This window comes from Paraburkholderia sp. (assembly GCF_035656215.1).
Classification (GTDB): Bacteria; Pseudomonadota; Gammaproteobacteria; order Burkholderiales; family Burkholderiaceae; genus Paraburkholderia.
On the sequence record NZ_DASRSY010000426.1, the window covers coordinates 1 to 19270 of the forward strand.

A 19270-nucleotide genomic window follows, 5' to 3' on the forward strand; every position below is an offset into this window, starting at 1 on the left:
CATGAGCGGCCAAAATGGGGCGAGAGACCCGATTAAAAGGCCCTTCAGGGCCAGAAAATTGAACCAGTCGCGTCGCTGATCTCGCATTCAGAAATTCCGCAGCGAATCGTCGGCGAAAACGGCGGTTCTTCAGCGTAGCCCGAAGACTATTGCGCTGGCAGAACAATTCGACGAGCGCTTCGGTGAAATCTTCACCGCCCAGAAAATTGTCACCCGTGCTCGCGCGCACTTCCATGACATCTTCGAAGAAGTCGAGCACCGAGACATCGAACGTGCCGCCGCCCAGATCGAAGATCAGGAACTTGCGTTCGCTGTCGCGCTGATGCACGCCGTACGCGAGCGCAGCCGCAGTCGGTTCGTTGACGAGACGCAGCACATTGAGCCCGGCCAGTTCGCCGGCGATGCGCGTGGCTTTGCGTTGCGCGTCGCTGAAATAAGCGGGCACGGCGATCACGACGTCGTGTACCGCTTCGCCGAGAAACGCCTCGGCATCGGCTTTCAACGATTTGAGCACGAGCGAAGACAGTTCTTCCGGACGCAGTGTCTGCACACCGAGTGACACGCTGCGATTCGTGCCCATGTAGCGTTTGAAGTTCGCGGCGGTGCGTTCGGGATGCGTATGCAAGCGATCGTGAGCGGGACGGCCGACAAGGATCGAGCCGTCGTCGTCGATAGAGACACACGAAGGCGTCAGCACGTCGCCCAATGCATTCGGGATGAGGACAGCCTTGTTGTCATGCCAGAGCGCGGCGAGACTATGCGTGGTTCCAAGATCGATGCCGATAATCGAAGGCATGTACAGTTTCCGATTCGTTTTGCGTCCCTCCGTGAGGAGATCGCCCAAGGTCGCGTGGGCGCCAGATGGCGCTCCGTCCAATGGCGATAACGGCAGGCTGCATGCAAACTTGAGCGGAGAGGGGGGCGACTGCGAACCGAATCGGTGCAAGAGAGGCGACTCGCATGGCGGCCGAACAGGCGGCCGGGCATGCGAATGCTGTGCGCCGCCCGTGGCTGGGCGGCGCGAGGAGATGAGTCGAACGCCCGCCAGGCGGGCGCATAGTGGGACGTTACAACGCCTTGCGGTAGACCACGAAACCGGAATGCTCCGCGACCTTGTCGTACAGCTTCATCGCCGTGTGATTCGTCTCATGCGTCTGCCAATAGACTCGCTGCAAACCGTCAGCCTTGGCGCGGGCATACACCGCTTCGATCAGTGCACGGCCGACGCCTTTGCCGCGCTCTGACTCCAGCGTGTAGAGATCTTGCAGATAGCAGGTTGGCGCCACCATGGTGGTGTGGCGGTGGTACAGGAAGTGCACGAGGCCGAGTAACTGGCCATTGCGTTCGGCGACCATCGCGTGCATCGGCTCGTAGCCGTCGAAGAAACGCCCCCACGTAACCTGCGTGATCTCGCGCGGCAATGCCGTTTCGCCCGAGCGTCCGTAGAACGCGTTGTAGGCGTCCCACAGCGGCAGCCAGGCGTCGAAGTCGGCCGGCGTGACGGGGCGGATTTGAATCGAATCGGACATGGGTGTGGCTCCTTGTTTGGTTATAGTTGCGGGCGAGCGGATCGTCACCGCTACGGCTGAGTTGAACAAGCATAGACGGTGGCGCTGAACGCCTGCTCACGATCTTCTTCGCTGACGGCTGTTGCGGTAGAACCGTCAGCATAAGAAATTTATGGCACCATTGTTAGCCCCACAATGCGACCAGAATTTGGAGCCACGAATTTGGACTACGGTCTGTTGATGTCGAACGTCGAGCGTGCGATGGGTGGGCGCAAGCTCACGCAGCAGGACTTGCTCTACGAGAGTTTGCGCCGCGCTATTCTTGATGGCGATATCCGCCACGGCAGCCGTCTTCTCGCCACGCGAGCGCTCGCCGAACAATTGGGCATTGCACGCAACTCGGTGCTCTACGCATACGAACGGCTCACCGAAGAGGGCTTCATCACGGCGAGCCGGCATGGTTCCATCGTCAGCATGGTGAGCGGTTCGGGTACTTCAATCGCCACAGCAAGCGGCGGCGTGCAGACGCCTGAAAACCGCCTGTCACGCCGCGTTGCGGAGCTGCCGCGTGAACGCACGAGTCCCGATGACCCCACGCCGTTTCGTCCCGGCGTGCCCGCACTCGATGAATTCCCACTCGCGCAATGGCGTGCTTCAATGGAGCGCGCATGGCGCTCGGTCGAGCCGAGCGAACTCGGCTACGGCAATAACGCTGGGCACCCCGCATTGCGCCGCTCGATTGCCGAATACGTGCGCGTGTCGCGCGGCGTGCGATGTTCCGCGGAGCAAGTGTTCGTCACCTCGGGCACGCAGGCGAGTCTCGATCTATGCGCGTGCATGCTGGCCGACCCCGGCGACAGCGTCTGGGTCGAGGATCCCGGCTATCACGGCGCGAAGGCTGCGTTTCAGGCCGCCGGTTTGCAGCTGGTGCCGATTCCGGTCGATGCCGCCGGCATGGCGCCGACGCCCGATCACTGGGAACAGACGCCGCCACGCCTGATGTACATCACGCCCTCGCATCAATATCCGCTTGGCAGCGTGCTGAGTCTGGAACGGCGCTGGTCGATCATCGAGAACGCCGTGGCGCGCGGCGCATGGATTATCGAGGACGACTATGACAGCGAACTGCGCCACAGCGGTCCGCCGTTGCCGTCGATTCAGGGCCTCGCGGCCAACACGCCGGTGATTTACCTCGGCACCTTCAGCAAGACGATGTTTCCGGCGCTGCGCATGGGCTTCATGGTCGTGCCGGCGCATCTCGTTGCCGACATCGACGAGGCGCTCAGCGAGATCGCGCGACAAGGGCGCGTGGCGGAACAGATCGCATTGGCCGATTTCATCGACAGCGGGAAATATGCGCGGCATCTGCGGCGCATGCGGCGTCTCTATCAGCAGCGCCGTGCCGCACTGGTGACCGCGATCGAGCGGCACATGGGCGACCTGGTGACGGTTTCGTCCGACGGCGGCGGTATGCATCTGACGGTGCGGCTCGATGTGCCGCTGCGCGATCAGGACGTGAGTGCAGCGACGCGCGAGCACGGTTTGCGTATCGCCGCGTTAAGCGCTTTTTGTCAGGCACCTGCTAAAGACGCCGCGCGCTACAACGGTTTTATGCTGGGCTACGCGGGTATCAAACCGCACGAAGCAGACGCGCTGGTGGCGCGACTCGCCGCCGTGGTGCGTGGGCTAGACCGCGAACGTCTCGTTGTTGTGAAGAAAGAAAGCTAGACCGTTTCCGCCCTAAGCCAACGCGTGAGCATGGCGTCGTCATCGGAATCCAGCGCTTGCGCGACCCGACGCCCGACTGCCGCGCCGAATTTATAGCCGTGGCCCGAGCATGCCGACACCACCAGCGTGTTGCCAATGCGCTTCGAAAAAAAGCGTTTGTCCGCCGTGAACGTGTAGGCGCAGGTTTTGACTTCGGTCACCGTATAGTCGTCGATGCGGCTGAACGGCGGTGAAAACAACCGGCGCAGACTGTCGCCTTCTCCGGGCGCCGCGACGCGATTGGCGTCAGGATCAGGCGCAATGGATCGGTGCGCACCGGCGCCAAACTTCAGGCCGACGCCGTCGACCGGCGGCAGCACGTAACCGTCGCTATCGCCGCCGATATCGACGATAGCGGGCGCATTCGACCATGCGTCCTCCAGATCGGCGGGCGGCTCCATATACGCGACCGCGTTGCGATAAGTCATCAGGTTTTCGGCGAGCGCGGGGAAGAGTTGCAGCGTCCACGCGCCGGCCGTGACCACGAGCCGGTCGGCAGCAATAAGGGTGTCGTCTTCGAGCCGCACGGAGGCAGTATGCGCATCGACCGCGAGCACCTTGGTATGTGTGCGAACCTCGGCGCCGCGCATCTTGAGCCACGCTTTCATGTCGCGTGCAATGCGTTCGCTAAATAGCGCGCCGCCATCGTGATCGAGGTAGGCGTAGCGAAACGTGGCGGGGTCGAGAAACGGATAACGCTCGGCCGCTTCGAGCGGATCGAGTTGTTCATATTCGAATTTCATCCGGTCGAGGCCGGCGCGGAAGCGTTCGGCGCCGTCGCCCGCGCGCTGCGAAATGCCGAGCACGCCGCAGTTCGCATAGTGGGATACGCCCAGATCATTCCACAGCAGATCCCAACTATCGAACGCCTCGGCGATGGTGCGTGCGTAACCGTCGGCATCACCATAAGCACGACGGATCATTCGATGCCGGTCGCCCGAGGCGGCGAGTGGATTCGGAATCGCGCCCTGCTCGATCAGGGTGATGTCGTGTCCGAGCTTTGCGAGCGACCACGCGGTGCTCAAGCCCGCAATGCCCGCGCCTACGATTGTCACCCGCATGCCATCTCCCCCGAGTCGATGTATCCGGGTCAGAGTCTAGCAGTGGGAAAAATAAACCGGTACGTGTTCTAGCGAATCGCCACGCGAGCCAGCGGGGTCGATTCATCGTGCTGCCAGGCAGGCGGTGGTCTCCGCGCGCCGCCGTATCAATGTTGGTGTTTCGACGGATGGCGCAGCTTGTCGCGTACTTTCTTCGCGGCGAACAGCGGCACGTAGTCGAACACACGCGCTTCGTGCCGGTAGTCGGCGAGTGTGTCGGCATACATCTTCGAAACCGTTTCCGTGGGCGTGTCGGTTTCCTCTGCGATGCTTCTCACCACTTCGTCGACATTAGGCTCGGGTTGGGACATGGATCTCTCCGGGGAAAGCGGGGTGGGTAGGGGAATTGCAAGGAACACGCACGCACGACAGGAGTTTCATTACAGGATGCGATTGGCCGCGATGCCAATTGAATCGATCTATCGCGTGAACCGTTTCACAGAGATTTTTGTCTTGCACTGCCGCACACCCCCGCCGACACGATACAGCTATCGGGCCGCGGACGCCTAACTCCGTGGAGCAGGCGTTTGGAGCGGAAATCCCGCTCGAGCGCATCCATCCGGCCCGGCAGAGCGTAATACGTTCATTACCGCTTTGTCCGAGGCCCTCGCCATGCGCCGTTTTATCTATGCCGCCGCTGCTGTTGCGACCGTTTTGCTGCTGTCCCTTGCGGGGTGCTCCAACGACCCACCCAATCCCAACCCGCGCGCCGGCAAACCGCTCGCGACGGTACCCGTCGATCTGCCCCGGTATATGGGAAGCTGGTACATCATCGCCAACATCCCATATTTCGCCGAACGCGACATGGTGGGCAGCCGCGCGGAATGGAAACTGCGGCCGGACGGCAAGATCGACGATTCGTATTACGCTCGCAAGAAAAGCTTCGACGCGCCGGAAAAGCACTATCAGTTCCTCGACACGCCGGTGCCTGGCAAAGAAGGTGGCGAATGGAGCGTGCAACTGTTCTGGCCGGTTCACGTGACGCAGCTGACGCTCTACGTCGACCCCGATTATCACTACACGATTCTGGGTTACCCCGGCAAAAACCTCGGCTGGATTTTTTCGCGTGAGCCCGACATGAGCGACGATACCTATCGGGCGCTTCTCGCGCGGCTCGATGCGATGGGCTACGACACGTCGCGCTTCAGGCGCGTGCCGCAGCGTCCCGACCAGCTCGGCAAAGAAGGCTTCGCCTCGCCGGGTGACAAGGACTAACACCGGGCATGATCGGATGCCGCGACGGCCGCATCCGATCGTGCCCTTACAGCGTATATCTCGCATCGCCATTAAATGGGGGCCCCATGCCGCCACTTGCCGCCGCCGTGATCGCCCTGATCGGGCTCGTCGTGATTTTCAGCGCCGTCTGGGGATGGCAGCTGAAGACTGCGAACGCCGGCATGGTCGACCCGGTCTGGGCCTATTCGCTCGGGCTGGTCGCGGTGCTCTACGCCGTGCTCAGCCCAGGCGACCCAGTGTCGCGCGCACTGACTGCGCTGGGTGGTCTGGTTTGGGGCGTGCGACTCGGCACGCATCTGTGGAAACGCAACTACGGCAAGCCTGAAGACGCGCGCTATCGCCGCTTCCGTGAAGAATGGGGCAACCAGGCCGCCAGCAAGATGTTCTGGTTTTTCCAAGCGCAAGTCGTGGTGTCGATGCTGCTGTCGATCGCATTCCTGGTGCCGTCGTACCGGAGCAGTCCACCGGCCATTGGATGGATCGTACTGGCGGTTGTACTGTGGATCGTCTCGGTAGCCGGCGAAGGCCTTGCGGACCGGCAACTCAAACGCTTCGCGCAGGATCCGGCCAATCACGACAGCGTGTGCCGCGTCGGCTTGTGGCGTTATTCGAGGCATCCGAACTACTTCTTTGAATGCGTGCATTGGCTTGCTTACATTGCGCTGTCGATCGGCACGCCCTGGGGTTGGTTCACGTTATTGCCGCCGGTGCTGATGGCGTTTCTGCTGCTGAAGCTTTCCGGCATTCCGCTGCTCGAAGAAAGCATGGCGAAACGGCGCATCGGTTACGCCGATTACATGCGCACTACCAGCGCGCTGATTCCGTGGCCGCCGCGGCGTTGAGACGAAACAGCCGCGACGCGTGCAAATGTTCAGAAAGTCCAGAAGAAACGATAGGGAGTCAGTTTCATGAGCCTTTCCACTACCGACCATACGATGCCGCCATCGTCGCCCGCTGAGCCCCGCGACGGCTGGCTGATCCAGAGCTGCGAACGCGGCTGGTTGCCCGACAGCCTGATCCGTTTTGGCATGCGCCAACTGATGCGCCAGCGTTTGCGCGACGAAGCGATCGACAACGGCGAGTTGCGCGCGCAACGGCTCAACCGTCTGCTGGACGATTTGGGCGCGAGTCCGATCGCCATCGAAACGCAGGCCGCCAACACGCAGCATTACGAGGTGCCGGCGTCATTCTTCCATGCGCATCTCGGACCGCATCTGAAGTATTCATGCTGCTTGTACCCGAGCGGCAACGAGACGCTCGCACAAGCCGAAGCGGCGATGCTCGAGCGCTACGCCGAGCGCGCGGAACTGGCCGATGGTCAGCGGATTCTCGATCTCGGTTGCGGGTGGGGCTCGTTGTCGTTGTGGCTGGCGGCGCGTTATCCGCGCGCCCAGATCGTCGCGCTATCGAACTCGCATGGGCAGCGCATGTTTATCGAAGCGCGCGCAGCGGAGTCCGGTTTGCAGAACCTTGTGGTGGTCACGGGCAATGTCGTCGATTTCGAATTCGACGAAGCGCAGCTTGGCGGCGGTTTCGATCGCGTGGTGTCGATCGAGATGTTCGAGCATATGAAGAACTATGGGCTGCTGCTCGAAAAAATTTCCCGCTGGATGCGCGACGAGGCGAAGCTGTTCGTGCATATCTTCGTGCATCGCACGCTTGCGTATCACTTTCAGGTGCAGGATGGCAGCGACTGGATGTCGAAGTATTTTTTCACGGGCGGCACGATGCCGTCCGAAGCGCTCCTGCTGAACTTCCAGGACGATCTGCGCATGGAGCGCCAGTGGTGGGTGAGCGGTACGCATTACGAGCGCACGGCGAATCAGTGGCTCGCCGCTCTCGATGCGGCGCGTGATCGTGTGATGCCGATGCTCGTCGATACATATGGCGCGCGCGATGCGGCTGTGTGGCTGCAGCGGTGGCGAATGTTTTACATGGCCGTGGCCGAGCTGTTCGGTTACGCGAATGGGAACGAGTGGGGCGTGGGACACTATCGGTTTGTGAAGCGCTAAACTGAATCCTGACCCGCGCCATGGTATGAACGTAAGGAAACCCATTTTACTGACCACGTTATTGCACGACATTCGCGCCTGTACGGTGTGCGCGCCGGTGCTGCCGCATGCGCCGCGACCGGTCGTGGTGGCGTCTGCTGACTCGCGCATTCTGATCATCGGCCAGGCGCCCGGCGCGCGCGTGCATGCTTCGGGCATTCCATGGAGCGATGCGAGCGGTGCACGTTTGCGCAAGTGGCTCGAGGTTTCCGACGAGACTTTCTACGACCCCTCGAAGTTTGCAGTCGTGCCGATGGGGTTCTGCTTTCCGGGCAAAGGCGCGAGTGGCGATCTGCCGCCGCGCCCTGAATGTGCCGCGCACTGGCATCAGGCCTTGCTCGCCCAGTTGCGCGAGGTGCGCCTCACGTTGCTGATTGGCCAATACGCACAGCGTTTTGGTCTCGGTGATGCATTCGGGCCGACGCTAACCGATACGCTGCTGCGCTGGCGGGAATATGGCCCCAACGTGGTGCCGCTTCCGCATCCATCGCCGCGCAATATCGCCTGGTTCAAGCGCAATCCGTGGTTCGAAGCGGAAGTGTTGCCGACTTTGCGGACTCGGGTTGCCGCGGCGCTAAAGGCGTGATTCCACCTCGCTTCGTGCCGGCTCGACGAGCGGATCGAGTCCACCGCGTTGATCGCGCAACGCCCGTCGGCATGCGCGTTCAGAGCATTTCAGAGCATGTCAGGCTGCGCACGCCGCGTGCCGTCGAAATAATCTGAAACACATCGCCCAGCGCCCGGTGGAATAAAACGTCACACTAATGCGTTTGCCTCATACCGTCGGCGCGAGCAGATATATCGCGGCGGTATGGCTGCATTTTCAAACAGCTTTCGCAAGAAACCCATTTGCCGACGGAACGACCGATGAATACTCACGCCGACTCCCTGACCGATTCGACCGGCACGCCACTGCCGTCGCGCTATACCCGCACGGCGATGACGCTGCACTGGCTGATCGCGCTGCTGATGATCGTCAATGTCGTCCTTGGCCTGACCGCGGAATCATGGCCCGATGACTGGGTGCGTCCGGTGGTCGATACCCACAAGTCGATCGGCATCACGGTGCTCGGTCTCGCGCTGATGCGCATCTTGTGGCGCGTCTCGCACAAGCCGCCGCCGTTGCCGCGAGAGTTTCCGTCGTGGGAGAAGATCGCCGCGCATGTCGCCCATTTCCTGCTGTATCTGCTGATGATTGCGCTGCCGCTGTCCGGCTGGTTGCACGATTCCGCGTGGAAAGATGCCGCCACGCATCCCATGCGCCTGTTCAACCTGTTCTCCTGGCCGCGCATCGGCTATGTGATGAATCTCGATCCGGCGCTTAAGGAGACCTTGCACGACCGCTTCGGCGCCTTGCATACATGGCTCGGCTACGCGCTGTATGCGTTGCTGGCAATGCATATCGGCGGCGCGTTGAAACATCAGTGGATCGATCGCAAGTCGGTTCTGAAACGCATGGTGCCGTAAGCACGGCCACGCTACTTTCCATCTAATAACCGCACCCTCGACGGACTTAGCAGTCGTTTTGAAGAAAACTCTGGAACAGGCGCTCGCCCTTGCATCCCCGCGCATTCTGCCGCGTCCCACTACGCTGCTAAGCACGCTGATTCATTTCAGCGTTGTTGTGTTGTGGTTGCTGCTGTTCGCCCGCGCATTCTTTCTGCAAGGTGTGGTGGCGTGGTCGACGGGTATTGCCTATGTCGTGTACGACACGTTGCTGCTTGCCTTCGTCACGTGGAAAACGCTGCCGCTGATGCGGCCCACACCGCCGCTCGAGCCTGACTTCGATGCGCGGAGATTGCCGAGCATGGGTGTGATCGTTGCGTCGCATAACGAGGCAGCGGTGTTGCCGGTCACGCTCGCGGCGTTGTTACGCCAGACGCATGGCCCGGCGCAAATCGTGATCGCCGACGACGGTTCCACGGATACCACCCACGCGCTGCTCACCGAACGCTTTGGCCTGGTTGCCGCAGCCGACGGCGTGCTGAGCGCGCCGAGCTCGCTATACCCGAATCTGTACTGGTTGCGCGTGCCGCACGGCGGCAAGGCTCGTGCGCTCAACGCTGCCATCACGATCATGACCACCGAGACCGTCATGACCGTCGACGCGGACACGCTGCTCGACGACGACGCGACCTATGCGATGCGCGCTGCCTTCGCGAGCGAGCCGAAGCTGGTCGCGGCGGCTGGCATTCTGGTGCCGGTGTGCGGCAAATCGGTGTCGGGCCGCGTGTTCCAGTGGTTCCAGACCTACGAGTACATGCGCAACTTCATCGCCCGCTTTGCGTGGATGCGAGCCGACAGTTTGCTGCTGATTTCAGGCGCCTTCGCGTCGTTCAAGCGCGACGCGCTGGTGGACGTGGGCGGCTTCGATCCGCAGTGTCTGGTCGAAGACTACGAACTGATTCATCGGCTGCGCCGCTATTCGGTCGATCATGGTCTCGGCTGGGACGTGCGCGTGGTGGGCAATGCCCATGCGCATACCGATGCACCGGACAACCTCGGCAGTTTCCTGCGGCAGCGCCGCCGCTGGTTCGCGGGCTTCCTGCAAACGCAATACTGGAACCGCGACATGACCGGCAACCCGCGTTACGGCACGATGGGTATGCTGATGCTGCCGGTCAAGGCCATCGATACGATGCAGCCGATTTACGGGCTGACCGCCTTCGCGCTGTTGCTCGGCTTTGTGTTTGGCGGGCATGGCGCGATCGTCGTGTCGATTTTCAGCGTGATCGGCCTCAAAACGGCGATCGATCTCGCGTTTTATCTCTGGTGTATCAATCTGTACCGCCGCTGGACCGGCGAGCGCACCCGCGCCAGTTTGTGGATGGCGATGCTCGCGGCGATCGCCGAGCCGTTTACGTTCCAGTTGGTGCGCCATGTCGGCGCCCTGCTTGGCTGGCTGCATTTCCTGCGTGGCGGACGCTCGTGGGGCGTGCAACGCCGCTCCGGGCTCGTGACGCGCGACGAAAACTAGCAGCCGGTCGCCTTATTTGGCGCATGCAGCGCGACAGGCAGGCGCGATCGTGCCCATAGGCGGCGCAGCGGAAATTGGCGGGCGGCGAACGGAACCATGCCGCTGCAGGTTCGAGTAGACTGTGCAACGATGTCGGCCTGCGAAATGCAGGGCGCCAACCTTCTATCCGCTCGTGCACGGAGGCTCCACCTATGCATGCTGTTCCCCCGCTCGAACAAGACATCGTCGATGCGCCGGCCGATACGTCGGCTGCTCATGCAGCCGCGCAAACCCACGCCCCAACCGCCGCGCCTGCACATGCGCCGGATCAGGCCGCCAATGGCGCCCCGGTGCGCGATCTGCGCCGCGTCGGTATTCACCCTGACTACTGGTATCCGCTAGCGTGGTCGCATGAAGTGAAGCGGGGCAAGACGCATGGTGTGACGTTCGCGGGCGACCCGATCGTGCTGGCGCGTACGGAGTCCGGCAAGGTGTTCGCGCTCGAAGATCGTTGCGCGCATCGTCAGGTGCCGTTGCATCAGGGTGTGGTGGACGGCGAATCGATCCGTTGCGGCTATCACGGTTGGACCTACGACTGTTCGGGTACGTGTATCGACGTGCCGTATCTGGGCCGCGATCGTCTGCCGAATGGCGTGCGTTCCTATCCGTGCCGCGAAGTCGAGGGCCTGATTTTCGTGTTTCCCGGCGATGCTGCCCTAGCCGAAATACGGTCGCTGCCCGCGTTCGGGTCTGTCTCCGACAAGAAGTACAAGACGCGCCGTTTCGGCCGCCCGGTGAATTGCCATTATTCGTTCATGCACGAGAACCTGATGGATATGAACCATCAGTTCCTGCATCGCCGGCAGATGGGTCAGATGCGCGCGCGATCGCTGGGACGGCGGCGCGGCGAAGGCTGGGTCGAAGTCGATTACACGTTTGCGCGCATGGCCGGCCAGCAGCCGATCGGCGAAGCGATCGTGTTCGGCCAGAGCCGTAAGACCGGCGGCGACAACGACAAGGACGTGATGACGATCCGCACCGAGTATCCGTATCAGACGCTGCAGATCCGCACGTCCGATCAGACGCTGGTGATGAATTTGTGGATCGTCTACGTGCCGCTCGATCGCGAGCAGCGCACCAACCGCACGTTTGGCCTGCTGTCGATTCGCAAACCGGGTATTCCGGGCGTGCTGAATCTCGCCTGGCCGCTGCTCGTGTGGTTCACCGAACGCATCTTCAAGGAAGACCGCGAGATCGTCGAAGCCGAACAACGTGCGCACGATTCGCAGGGCGCGGACTGGAATCACGAGGTGTTTCCAGTCATCAACGAACTACGCGCGTTGCTGCGCGAGAGCGGTGCGCCGGATCAGGTGGTGGGTGCCGGCACGGGCGGCGGCGCGGTGATCCGCTTTTGGGATTCGCGTCACGGTAACCCCTTGTCGAATACCTGATATTTCGGTCGGTGGGAATGAATCCATCTCCACCCGGTAGGGAATCCGGGCCGATCGAGCAGCGATAATGGCATCTAACACACGCGGGTTTGCGCCAATCGAGATGCGGCGGCCTCACACCCGTGTACCATTTCGCTTTTTCCGATATTTGAGAACGCCCCGTGACTACGCAACACATCCCCTCCGCATCCCGTAAATCCCTGACTCTGCTGCAATTGCTGGGCCTCATCGGCGCCGCCGGACTGATCGCAGCCATCGTGCTGAACCAGTTCGCCTAAGCCTGCCGGGAAACCCTCGCTTCAAGCATCCGACCCTATGCCGGCGCTCGCCGCCGGCTTCATCGATATTCCGATTTGCCATGTATAAGAAGGGCGTAGCCGTAGAAATCCAGTTTGCCCCCGAGCGGCTCAACGACGGTGCCGGCGATCCGTATTGGATCGATTTGACGCAGGTCGAAGCGCAACGGCTGTTGGAAAGCCTGCAGGCACGCCTTGCTGAAAGCAGTGTGGGGACGGCCGCGCCTTTGGTGGTGAGCCTCGACGAGACGACCGCGTCGCAAGCGGTCGCTGCACCGCATGCGGCGGTAGAAAGCGCCGCCTCTGCGGACGATTTCAAACAATGGGTCTGCGTGATCTGCGGCTGGATCTACGATGAAGCCGCCGGCTTGCCGGAAGAAGGTATTGCGCCGGGCACCCACTGGGCGGATGTCCCGGCCGACTGGCGCTGTCCACTGTGCGACGTAGGCAAGGAAGATTTTGCGTTGGTCGAGTTTTAAGCCGGAAAATCCGCGCCGACCGTTGTGGCCTCCCAGCCATCGAAGTCGCCGCGCATGAAGTCCAGCTTCTTGCGCGCCAGTTCGAGCGCGGCCTTGCCGAGCAGCAAACGCAGCGGCGGCTGGTCCGACAGCGCAGCGTCGATGATGGCTTGCGCGGCGCGCACCGGATCACCCGCCTGCTTGCCGCTACGCGCCTCGGTCTGCTTGCGGCGCTCGCCGGCCGTGCCCGCATAGTCGTCGATCACCGTTGCCGATTGCTTGATCGACGGACCCGCCCAGTTCGTACGGAATGGGCCGGGCTCGACGATCAAGACGTCGATGCCGAGCGGCTTCACCTCCGCCGCGAGTGATTCGGACAAGCCTTCCACCGCGTATTTGGTGGCGTGGTAGTAGCCGGTCGCGGCGAAACTGGTAATGCCGCCAATCGACGACACGTTCACGATCAAGCCACTGTGCTGCTCACGCATGATCGGCAGCACCGCCTTCGTTATATCGACCAGACCGAACACATTGGTCTCGAACATGGCGCGGACTTCGTCGTCCTCGCCTTCTTCGATCGCGGCCAGATAGCCATAACCCGCATTATTGACGAGCGCGTCGATGCGCCCGAAACGCTGTTTGGCTTGCGTGACGACGTCTTCGATTTGCTCGCGGTTCATCACATCGAGCGGCAGAACCAGCGCGCGATCGCCGTGTGCTTCGGCGATATCTTTCACTTTCGACGGGTCACGCGCGGTGACCACCGCGCGCCAGCCGCGCTCCAGCACCAGCTTTGCCAATTCGCGGCCGAAGCCGGTGGAACAGCCTGTAATCAGCCAGACGGGATTGTCTCGATTCATCATTTGGGAAACTCCTGTTGATGGGCCAACGTGGCGCGGACCGATCGTCGAACAGCGCCCTTAATGCTGCTTACGTCTTGTGTGGGTTTTCAATTGTAGTCGTAGCGAGTCGGCTTCGCTTTGCAGCGCTTCAACGAACGCGCCAGCCAGCGGATGGCTCGGACGATGCTCCGGATGAACCACGCTCACCCGAAACGGCAGCGACAAGCCGAGCGGCCGGATATGGAGATTGCGGCCCACGAAATCCAACGCGGTAAGCGGATTGACGATGGCCACGCCGAGGCCTTGCCGCACGAAACTGCAAACGGAGACGGCGGTGGGCGTCTCGATGATCTGGCGGCGCGCGATGCCCGCTTGCGCGAAGGCTTCGTCGATCTGAATTCGATACGGATCGTTCGACGACAGGCTGATGAAGGGTTGATTCGCGAAATCCTTCAACTCGATCACGCGCTTTGCGAGCAACGGATGCCCATCGGGCAGCACGCAGACTTCGTCCACTTCGAGCAAGGGCGTGAGACGTGTCCCAGCTGGCGGCGCGCCGTGCTCGGTCAGGCCGAGGTCGTAGCGCTGCGCGGTCAGCCATTCTTCGAGAAACGGCGATTCCTGCGTTGCGATCGAGAGGCTTACGCCGGGCTGGGCATCGTGAAAGCGTTTCGATGCGCCCGGCAGGATCGAATGCGAGAACGCGGGCAACGCGATGATGGAAAGCTGGCCGCCCTGAAATTCACGCAGGCTTGCCGCCGTGGACGCCACCCGTTCGAGCCCGATATACGTGCGCTTGATTTCGTCGAATAGCGTCAACGCGGACATGGTTGGACGCAATCGACCTTGCACACGTTCGAACAAGGCAAAACCGATGCTTTGCTCCATACGCGCAAGTTCGCGGCTTACCGTGGGTTGCGAGGTGAAGAGCATCTCGGCCGCTTTAGTGACGCTGCCTGCCGTCATCAACGCGCGGAAGACTTCGATATGTCGATGAGTGAGCGCCATGGTGCCTATATCAGGAATGAATGGATTGGCAAAGAATAGGTATTTTACTGAATGAATGGTTTTCAGCATTATGTGGTTCACACCAATGCTTCGATATAGAGAACCGCGAATCGTGACCACTTTCAATCCACAACAACTCGTCGAACTCGCGCAACAGCACGGCACGCCGCTTTGGATCTACGACGCCGACGTAATCCGCCAACGTATCGCCGAATTACGCAGCTTCGACGTAATCCGCTATGCGCAGAAGGCGTGTTCGAACGTCCACATCCTGAAGCTGATGCGAGACGAAGGGGCGATGGTCGATGCGGTGTCTCTAGGCGAAATCGCGCGCAGTCTCGCGGCGGGCTTCACACCAGATGGCGATCCCGAGGGCGTGGTTTTCACGGCGGATCTTGTCGATCACGCGACGCTCGCCGCCGTGCTCGAGCATCGCATCACGGTCAATGCCGGTTCGCTCGATATGCTTGAACGTGTGGGGCAGCATGCGCCTGAAGGTCACCGTGTGTGGCTGCGGGTCAATCCTGGTTTCGGCCACGGACACAGCAACAAGACCAACACAGGCGGCGAGCATAGCAAGCACGGTATCTGGCTCGACGATGTGCCGCTGGCGATAGCCATCGTGCGCCGTTACGGCCTGAAGCTGGTTGGATTGCATATGCATATCGGCTCTGGCGTCGATTACACGCATCTATCGCGCGTGTGCGACGCGATGGTTGAAGCCGTGCAAGGCTTAGGCCACGATATCGAAGCGATTTCGGCTGGCGGTGGTCTATCGGTGCCTTACACCGAGGGCGAACCGCGGATTGACGTCGAGCATTACTTTCGTCTGTGGGACACAGCGCGGCAGCAGATCGAAGCGCATCTCGGACATCGCGTGAGGCTGGAGATCGAGCCGGGGCGCTTTCTCGTCGCCGAAGCCGGTGTGCTGGTTGCCGAGGTGCACGCGCTGAGCCGGCGGCCGAACCGGCAGTTCGCCCTGGTTGATGCGGGTTTCAACGATCTGGTGAGGCCGTCGTTTTACGGCAGCCATCATGAGATGACGGTGGTGAAAGGCAATGGCACGCCGAGCGAAGCGCCGAGTGGAGCTTTCGCGGTGGCCGGGCCGTTGTGCGAAGCGGGCGATGTGTTCACTCAGGCGGCGGGTGGTGTCGTCACGAGCCGCTCCATGCAGACGCCGGAAGTGGGCGACTTCATCGTGTTTCACGACGCGGGGGCGTACGGTGCGTCGATGTCATCGAACTACAACAGCCGGCCGCTGGCGCCTGAGGTGTTGCTGGAGAGCGGCAAGCCACGGTTGATTCGGCGTCGGCAAGTTATCGAAGAGTTGATCGCGCTCGAAATGCTAAATTGATTCTGCCGTGCGTGGCCGCTGCGAACCCTCTGCCGTACGCCAAGCCGGCAATACTGGCAATGCAACCCGCCGCAAGCGTTGTGCATTGCGAATGCACATTCGACGCTAAAGCAGCCATCGTCGGGTTGCTCATGCCCCGGCGCTTATCGTGCCCGCACCGTGCGTGTGTACGACGCAATCATTGTCGCGAGTTCCTGCGCGGCGGGCGTGACGGGAATCGCCGCGCGCTGCAACAAACACACATTCTGTTCGACCGCGCGCTCGCGCACATTGATCGACGTGAGCGTGCTCGCAAACGGCCCGCGTTTCGCGACGACCGACGCCTCCAGCGACAGGCAGTCCGTCGCGCTGACTAGATGCAACGTCTCGTACAGGCCTTCGACCGTCGCGATGATTTTAGGCGGCGGCAAGCCGTGGCTGTCCAACAGATGATTCAGGCGGTTGAGTTGTGGATCGTCGGTGAGATTCGGCGAGCGCGTCGCCACCCATGTGCAGTCAACGAGTTCGGCAAGCGAGGTTGCGCCCGCTTTCGGATGGCCGCGCCGGCAGACGATCACGGGATCGGACGCATAGAGCGGCGTGACGGACAGATCGGCCGTGTCGGTATGTTTCGACACCAGTGCGACGGCGAAATCGAGCGTGCCTTCGCGAATCCAGGAGATCATCATCCGCGAAGTGCCGGTGCGCAAATGCACCGCGACTCGCTCGAAGCGCGTGCGGAATTCCATCAGCACCGGGGCGAAGGCGTCGATGAGCGGCTCGGTGGTCATACCGAACGTGACCTCGCCCGCATAGTCGCCGCGCAATTGCTGCACTTCCTGTTCGGCCCGCTCGCATTCCCCGAGAATCGCGCCGGCGCGCTGCAACAGGCGTTGGCCGAGCGCGGTCAGCGCGATTCCACGGTTCGTGCGGGTGAATAAGGTCGCGCCCAGCATCGATTCGAGGTTCTGCAACTGCTGCGTGACGCCGCTCTGGGCGATGCCGAGCGCCCGCGACGCCGCGCGGATGCTGCCGTGCTCGGCAATGGCGGTGAACGCGCGTAGCTGGGAGATCGTCAACGCCATGAAGAATCTCAGTGATCGGTAAAAGTGATCATGATATCACTTTTGGGACTTCTTTGAGGCGCGGCGACGGCATAGGATCGCTCTGTAGTAATCCGCCCAACTCACACCCGCCTCCCATGAAAATCTCGTTGATGATCTTGAGCACCGCGCTGGCTTTTAGTAGCGGTGCGTTTGCCGCCGACCCCGCCGCACTGCGCCTCGGTATCGATCCGACTTATCCACCGATGGACTCCAAGGCGCCCGACGGCAGCTTCAAAGGTTTCGATGTCGATCTTGGCAATGAAATCTGCCGGCGCATCCATGCGCATTGCCAGTGGGTCGAACTCGAGTTCTCGGGGATGATTCCGGCGCTACAGGCACGCAAGATCGATGCGATTCTTTCGTCGATGGCGATCACGGAGAAGCGCGAGCAACAGATCCTGTTTTCGTCGAAGCTGTTTCAGTTCAAATCGCGGTTGATCGCGCGTCAAGGGTCGGCGCTCGCGGGCGGGTTGAATGCGTTGGCCGGCAAGCAGGTCGGCGTGCAGTCGGGGACGCAGTTCGAAGGCTATGCGCTAAAGAATTGGGCGCCGATTGGCGTGCATGTGGTTGCGTACAAGAGTCAGGATGAGGTCTTCGCCGACTTGCAGAACGGTCGTCTTGATGGCGCGCTGCTCGGTTCCGTCGAAGCCGACTACGGCTTTTTGCGTACGCCGGCGGGGAAGGGTTTCGCGTTTGTTGGCGAGCCGCTTTCGATGGGGGATCGTGGCGTGGGTATCGGTCTGCGCAAGGATGAGACTGCGGTGCAGGCGTCCATTAACGAGGCGATTGCTTCGATGCGTAAGGACGGTACGTACGCGCAGATCGCGAAGAAGTATTTCGACTTCGATCCGTACGGCAATTGATTTTTCGTTTTACTTCTCTTTTATAGACCTCCTGCGCTCATGAACAAGCAATCGATTCCGCTTCTATCGCCAGCGATTGGCACGCACCGCGAACTGGTGTCGTTTCATTTTGGCCCTGCGGATAGTGGTCAAAAGATCTATATCCAGTCGTCGCTGCATGCTGATGAAACGCCGGCGATGTTGACGACGGTTTTGCTTAAGCGTCGATTGCTCGAACTGGAGAAGCAGGGCGCGCTGAATGCTGAGATTGTGCTGGTGCCGGTGGCGAATCCTGTCGGACTCGGGCAATACGTGCTTGGGCAGTTTCTTGGGCGCTTTGATCTGGGTAGCGGCAAGAACTTTAATCGACACTTCCTGCAGTTTTCGAAGCTCGTGGCGCGGGCTAAGGAGGCTTTGGGTTCTGATGCGTCGGAGAATCGGCGGATTGTTCGTGAGTTGATCGCTGCTGAACTGGCTGAACAGAAGCCGTTGACTGAGTTCGAGTCTTTGCAGTTAGCGTTACTCAGGCTCTCATTCGATGCGGACGTGGTGATCGATCTGCATTGCTCTTTGGAAGCGGCGATGCATCTCTATACCAGTGAGGCGGCGTGGCCAGAGTTTGAGCCTTTGTCACGGTATCTGGGCGCGCAGGCTTCGTTGCTTGCTACGAACTCAGGTGGTGAGTCGTTTGATGAGACGCATAGCTTGTTGTGGTGGAAGTTGCAGCAGGAAATGCCTGCGGATAAGCCGGTGCCCAATGGAGTGATTGCTGTGACGGTGGAGTGCCGTGGGCAGCGGGATGTTTCTTATGAAGTCGCGCAGGAGGATGCTGACGCATTGATTGATTATCTGGTCTGGCGCAAGGCTATCAAGCTTGATGTGAAGCCTTTGCCAGAATTGCTCGCGCCCGCTACGCCGCTTGCTGGGAGTGAGCAGTTCTATGCACCCGTTAGCGGGATTCTGATTCATCGCGCGAAGATCGGGGACACGATTCGTGTCGGGCAACCGTTGTTCGATATCGTCGATCCGTTGACTGATGAGACGACTACGCTTGTTAGTAACACGGAGGGTGTGTTTTATATGCGGCGGGCGATTCGGTTTGTGACGACCGGGGCGCCGTTGGGGCGGGTCACAGGGATGAAGGCTTTTAGGACTGGGGTTTTGTTAGGGGCCTGAGTTTTTTTGCCTTTGGCGGCGGCATTTTGCGATTCGCCTGCGGCGTTGGCCTTTCCTTGTTTTGTTATTGGATTATTAGCGTCGCCCCTGTGCGGGGCAGGCACCTACTTTTCTTTGCCTGCTGCAAAGAAAAGTAGGCA

The 19270-nt window shown here is 61.0% G+C and carries 19 protein-coding genes; 12 read left to right on the forward strand and 7 right to left on the reverse strand.

Translation table 11 applies throughout. The features are described 5' to 3' along the window. Together VFE81_RS24945 and VFE81_RS24950 are read right to left on the reverse strand one after the other, a co-directional pair. On the reverse strand, positions 1–796 hold a 796-nt coding region (locus tag VFE81_RS24945; RefSeq protein ID WP_325047136.1), incomplete at its 3' end, for an Hsp70 family protein. Between the two features lie 271 nt (positions 797–1067). Beyond that, on the reverse strand, positions 1068–1529 hold the full coding sequence (locus VFE81_RS24950; protein ID WP_325047137.1) for a GNAT family N-acetyltransferase: 462 nt from the start codon (positions 1527–1529) through the stop codon (positions 1068–1070). Positions 1530–1730: 201 nt separating this feature from the next. Here VFE81_RS24950 and VFE81_RS24955 point away from each other — a divergent pair, with 201 nt between their 5' ends. Next, positions 1731–3236 (forward strand): PLP-dependent aminotransferase family protein, encoded by a 1506-nt coding sequence (locus VFE81_RS24955; RefSeq protein WP_325047138.1) that lies wholly within the window; start codon positions 1731–1733, stop codon positions 3234–3236. Here the strand turns inward: VFE81_RS24955 and VFE81_RS24960 are convergent. Both VFE81_RS24960 and VFE81_RS24965 read right to left on the reverse strand, forming a co-directional pair. Then, entirely contained in the window at positions 3233–4336 is a 1104-nt protein-coding gene (locus tag VFE81_RS24960) for an NAD(P)/FAD-dependent oxidoreductase (RefSeq protein WP_325047139.1), read from the reverse strand. The two genes, VFE81_RS24955 and VFE81_RS24960, sit on opposite strands and share 4 nt — an antisense overlap. A 146-nt stretch (positions 4337–4482) precedes the next feature. After that, the gene (locus VFE81_RS24965; RefSeq protein ID WP_325047140.1) at positions 4483–4686 is read right to left on the reverse strand and encodes a DUF3562 domain-containing protein; all 204 of its coding nucleotides are present in this window, start codon (positions 4684–4686) and stop codon (positions 4483–4485) included. Positions 4687–4987: 301 nt separating this feature from the next. Here VFE81_RS24965 and VFE81_RS24970 point away from each other — a divergent pair, with 301 nt between their 5' ends. The 8 genes from VFE81_RS24970 to VFE81_RS25005 all read left to right on the forward strand — a co-directional run bounded on the left by VFE81_RS24970 (position 4988) and on the right by VFE81_RS25005 (position 12844). Beyond that, the gene (locus tag VFE81_RS24970) at positions 4988–5590 is read left to right on the forward strand and encodes a lipocalin family protein (RefSeq protein WP_325047141.1); all 603 of its coding nucleotides are present in this window, start codon (positions 4988–4990) and stop codon (positions 5588–5590) included. Positions 5591–5676: 86 nt separating this feature from the next. After that, entirely contained in the window at positions 5677–6453 is a 777-nt protein-coding gene (locus tag VFE81_RS24975; RefSeq protein WP_325047142.1) for a DUF1295 domain-containing protein, read from the forward strand. Positions 6454–6519: 66 nt separating this feature from the next. Next, positions 6520–7623: a cyclopropane-fatty-acyl-phospholipid synthase family protein gene (locus VFE81_RS24980; RefSeq protein ID WP_325047143.1), complete on the forward strand. Its 1104-nt coding sequence runs from the start codon at positions 6520–6522 to the stop codon at positions 7621–7623. Positions 7624–7648: 25 nt separating this feature from the next. After that, positions 7649–8248 (forward strand): uracil-DNA glycosylase family protein, encoded by a 600-nt coding sequence (locus VFE81_RS24985; RefSeq protein WP_325047144.1) that lies wholly within the window; start codon positions 7649–7651, stop codon positions 8246–8248. Positions 8249–8529: 281 nt separating this feature from the next. Then, a complete protein-coding gene (locus VFE81_RS24990; protein ID WP_325047145.1) occupies positions 8530–9129 on the forward strand; it encodes a cytochrome b in 600 nt (199 codons plus the stop codon). A 58-nt stretch (positions 9130–9187) separates the two neighbouring features. After that, complete coding sequence (locus VFE81_RS24995) at positions 9188–10639, forward strand: glycosyltransferase (RefSeq protein ID WP_325047146.1); 1452 nt, start codon at positions 9188–9190, stop codon at positions 10637–10639. Between the two features lie 191 nt (positions 10640–10830). After that, positions 10831–12069, forward strand: a complete 1239-nt coding sequence (locus tag VFE81_RS25000; protein WP_325047147.1) for an aromatic ring-hydroxylating dioxygenase subunit alpha — start codon at positions 10831–10833, stop codon at positions 12067–12069. 358 nt (positions 12070–12427) lie between these two features. Then, the gene (locus tag VFE81_RS25005; protein ID WP_325047148.1) at positions 12428–12844 is read left to right on the forward strand and encodes a rubredoxin; all 417 of its coding nucleotides are present in this window, start codon (positions 12428–12430) and stop codon (positions 12842–12844) included. On the opposite strand, the gene VFE81_RS25010 is transcribed toward VFE81_RS25005, so the two are convergent. Both VFE81_RS25010 and VFE81_RS25015 read right to left on the reverse strand, forming a co-directional pair. Beyond that, positions 12841–13686, reverse strand: coding sequence for an oxidoreductase (locus tag VFE81_RS25010; protein ID WP_325047149.1), 846 nt, complete (start codon positions 13684–13686; stop codon positions 12841–12843). The genes VFE81_RS25005 and VFE81_RS25010 overlap by 4 nt on opposite strands. Before the next feature lie 57 nt (positions 13687–13743). Continuing rightward, on the reverse strand, positions 13744–14673 hold the full coding sequence (locus VFE81_RS25015; RefSeq protein WP_325047150.1) for a LysR family transcriptional regulator: 930 nt from the start codon (positions 14671–14673) through the stop codon (positions 13744–13746). Between the two features lie 112 nt (positions 14674–14785). On the opposite strand from VFE81_RS25015, the gene lysA reads away from it, so the two are divergent. Next, the gene (gene lysA / locus VFE81_RS25020; RefSeq protein ID WP_325047151.1) at positions 14786–16027 is read left to right on the forward strand and encodes a diaminopimelate decarboxylase; all 1242 of its coding nucleotides are present in this window, start codon (positions 14786–14788) and stop codon (positions 16025–16027) included. 143 nt (positions 16028–16170) lie between these two features. On the opposite strand, the gene VFE81_RS25025 is transcribed toward lysA, so the two are convergent. Then, the gene (locus VFE81_RS25025) at positions 16171–17091 is read right to left on the reverse strand and encodes a LysR substrate-binding domain-containing protein (protein ID WP_325047152.1); all 921 of its coding nucleotides are present in this window, start codon (positions 17089–17091) and stop codon (positions 16171–16173) included. A 116-nt stretch (positions 17092–17207) separates the two neighbouring features. Here VFE81_RS25025 and VFE81_RS25030 point away from each other — a divergent pair, with 116 nt between their 5' ends. Both VFE81_RS25030 and VFE81_RS25035 read left to right on the forward strand, forming a co-directional pair. Then, positions 17208–17975 carry a transporter substrate-binding domain-containing protein gene (locus tag VFE81_RS25030; protein ID WP_325047153.1) on the forward strand — a complete coding sequence of 256 codons (768 nt, stop codon included), beginning with the start codon at positions 17208–17210 and terminating at the stop codon, positions 17973–17975. A gap of 39 nt (positions 17976–18014) precedes the next feature. After that, entirely contained in the window at positions 18015–19130 is a 1116-nt protein-coding gene (locus VFE81_RS25035; protein ID WP_325047154.1) for a succinylglutamate desuccinylase/aspartoacylase family protein, read from the forward strand. Positions 19131–19270: the final 140 nt, after the last annotated feature.

Bases quoted from the DNA above. Each gene is read 5' to 3' on its own strand.
- VFE81_RS24950 (WP_325047137.1), bottom strand. From the start codon at position 1,529: ATGTCCGATTCGATTCAAATCCGCCCCGTCACGCCGGCCGACTTCGAC.
- VFE81_RS24960 (WP_325047139.1), bottom strand. From the start codon at position 4,336: ATGCGGGTGACAATCGTAGGCGCGGGCATTGCGGGCTTGAGCACCGCG.
- VFE81_RS24965 (WP_325047140.1), bottom strand. From the start codon at position 4,686: ATGTCCCAACCCGAGCCTAATGTCGACGAAGTGGTGAGAAGCATCGCA.
- VFE81_RS24970 (WP_325047141.1), top strand. From the start codon at position 4,988: ATGCGCCGTTTTATCTATGCCGCCGCTGCTGTTGCGACCGTTTTGCTG.
- VFE81_RS24975 (WP_325047142.1), top strand. From the start codon at position 5,677: ATGCCGCCACTTGCCGCCGCCGTGATCGCCCTGATCGGGCTCGTCGTG.
- VFE81_RS24980 (WP_325047143.1), top strand. From the start codon at position 6,520: ATGAGCCTTTCCACTACCGACCATACGATGCCGCCATCGTCGCCCGCT.
- VFE81_RS24985 (WP_325047144.1), top strand. From the start codon at position 7,649: ATGAACGTAAGGAAACCCATTTTACTGACCACGTTATTGCACGACATT.
- VFE81_RS24990 (WP_325047145.1), top strand. From the start codon at position 8,530: ATGAATACTCACGCCGACTCCCTGACCGATTCGACCGGCACGCCACTG.
- VFE81_RS25000 (WP_325047147.1), top strand. From the start codon at position 10,831: ATGCATGCTGTTCCCCCGCTCGAACAAGACATCGTCGATGCGCCGGCC.
- VFE81_RS25005 (WP_325047148.1), top strand. From the start codon at position 12,428: ATGTATAAGAAGGGCGTAGCCGTAGAAATCCAGTTTGCCCCCGAGCGG.
- VFE81_RS25010 (WP_325047149.1), bottom strand. From the start codon at position 13,686: ATGATGAATCGAGACAATCCCGTCTGGCTGATTACAGGCTGTTCCACC.
- VFE81_RS25015 (WP_325047150.1), bottom strand. From the start codon at position 14,673: ATGGCGCTCACTCATCGACATATCGAAGTCTTCCGCGCGTTGATGACG.
- VFE81_RS25025 (WP_325047152.1), bottom strand. From the start codon at position 17,091: ATGGCGTTGACGATCTCCCAGCTACGCGCGTTCACCGCCATTGCCGAG.
- VFE81_RS25030 (WP_325047153.1), top strand. From the start codon at position 17,208: ATGAAAATCTCGTTGATGATCTTGAGCACCGCGCTGGCTTTTAGTAGC.
- VFE81_RS25035 (WP_325047154.1), top strand. From the start codon at position 18,015: ATGAACAAGCAATCGATTCCGCTTCTATCGCCAGCGATTGGCACGCAC.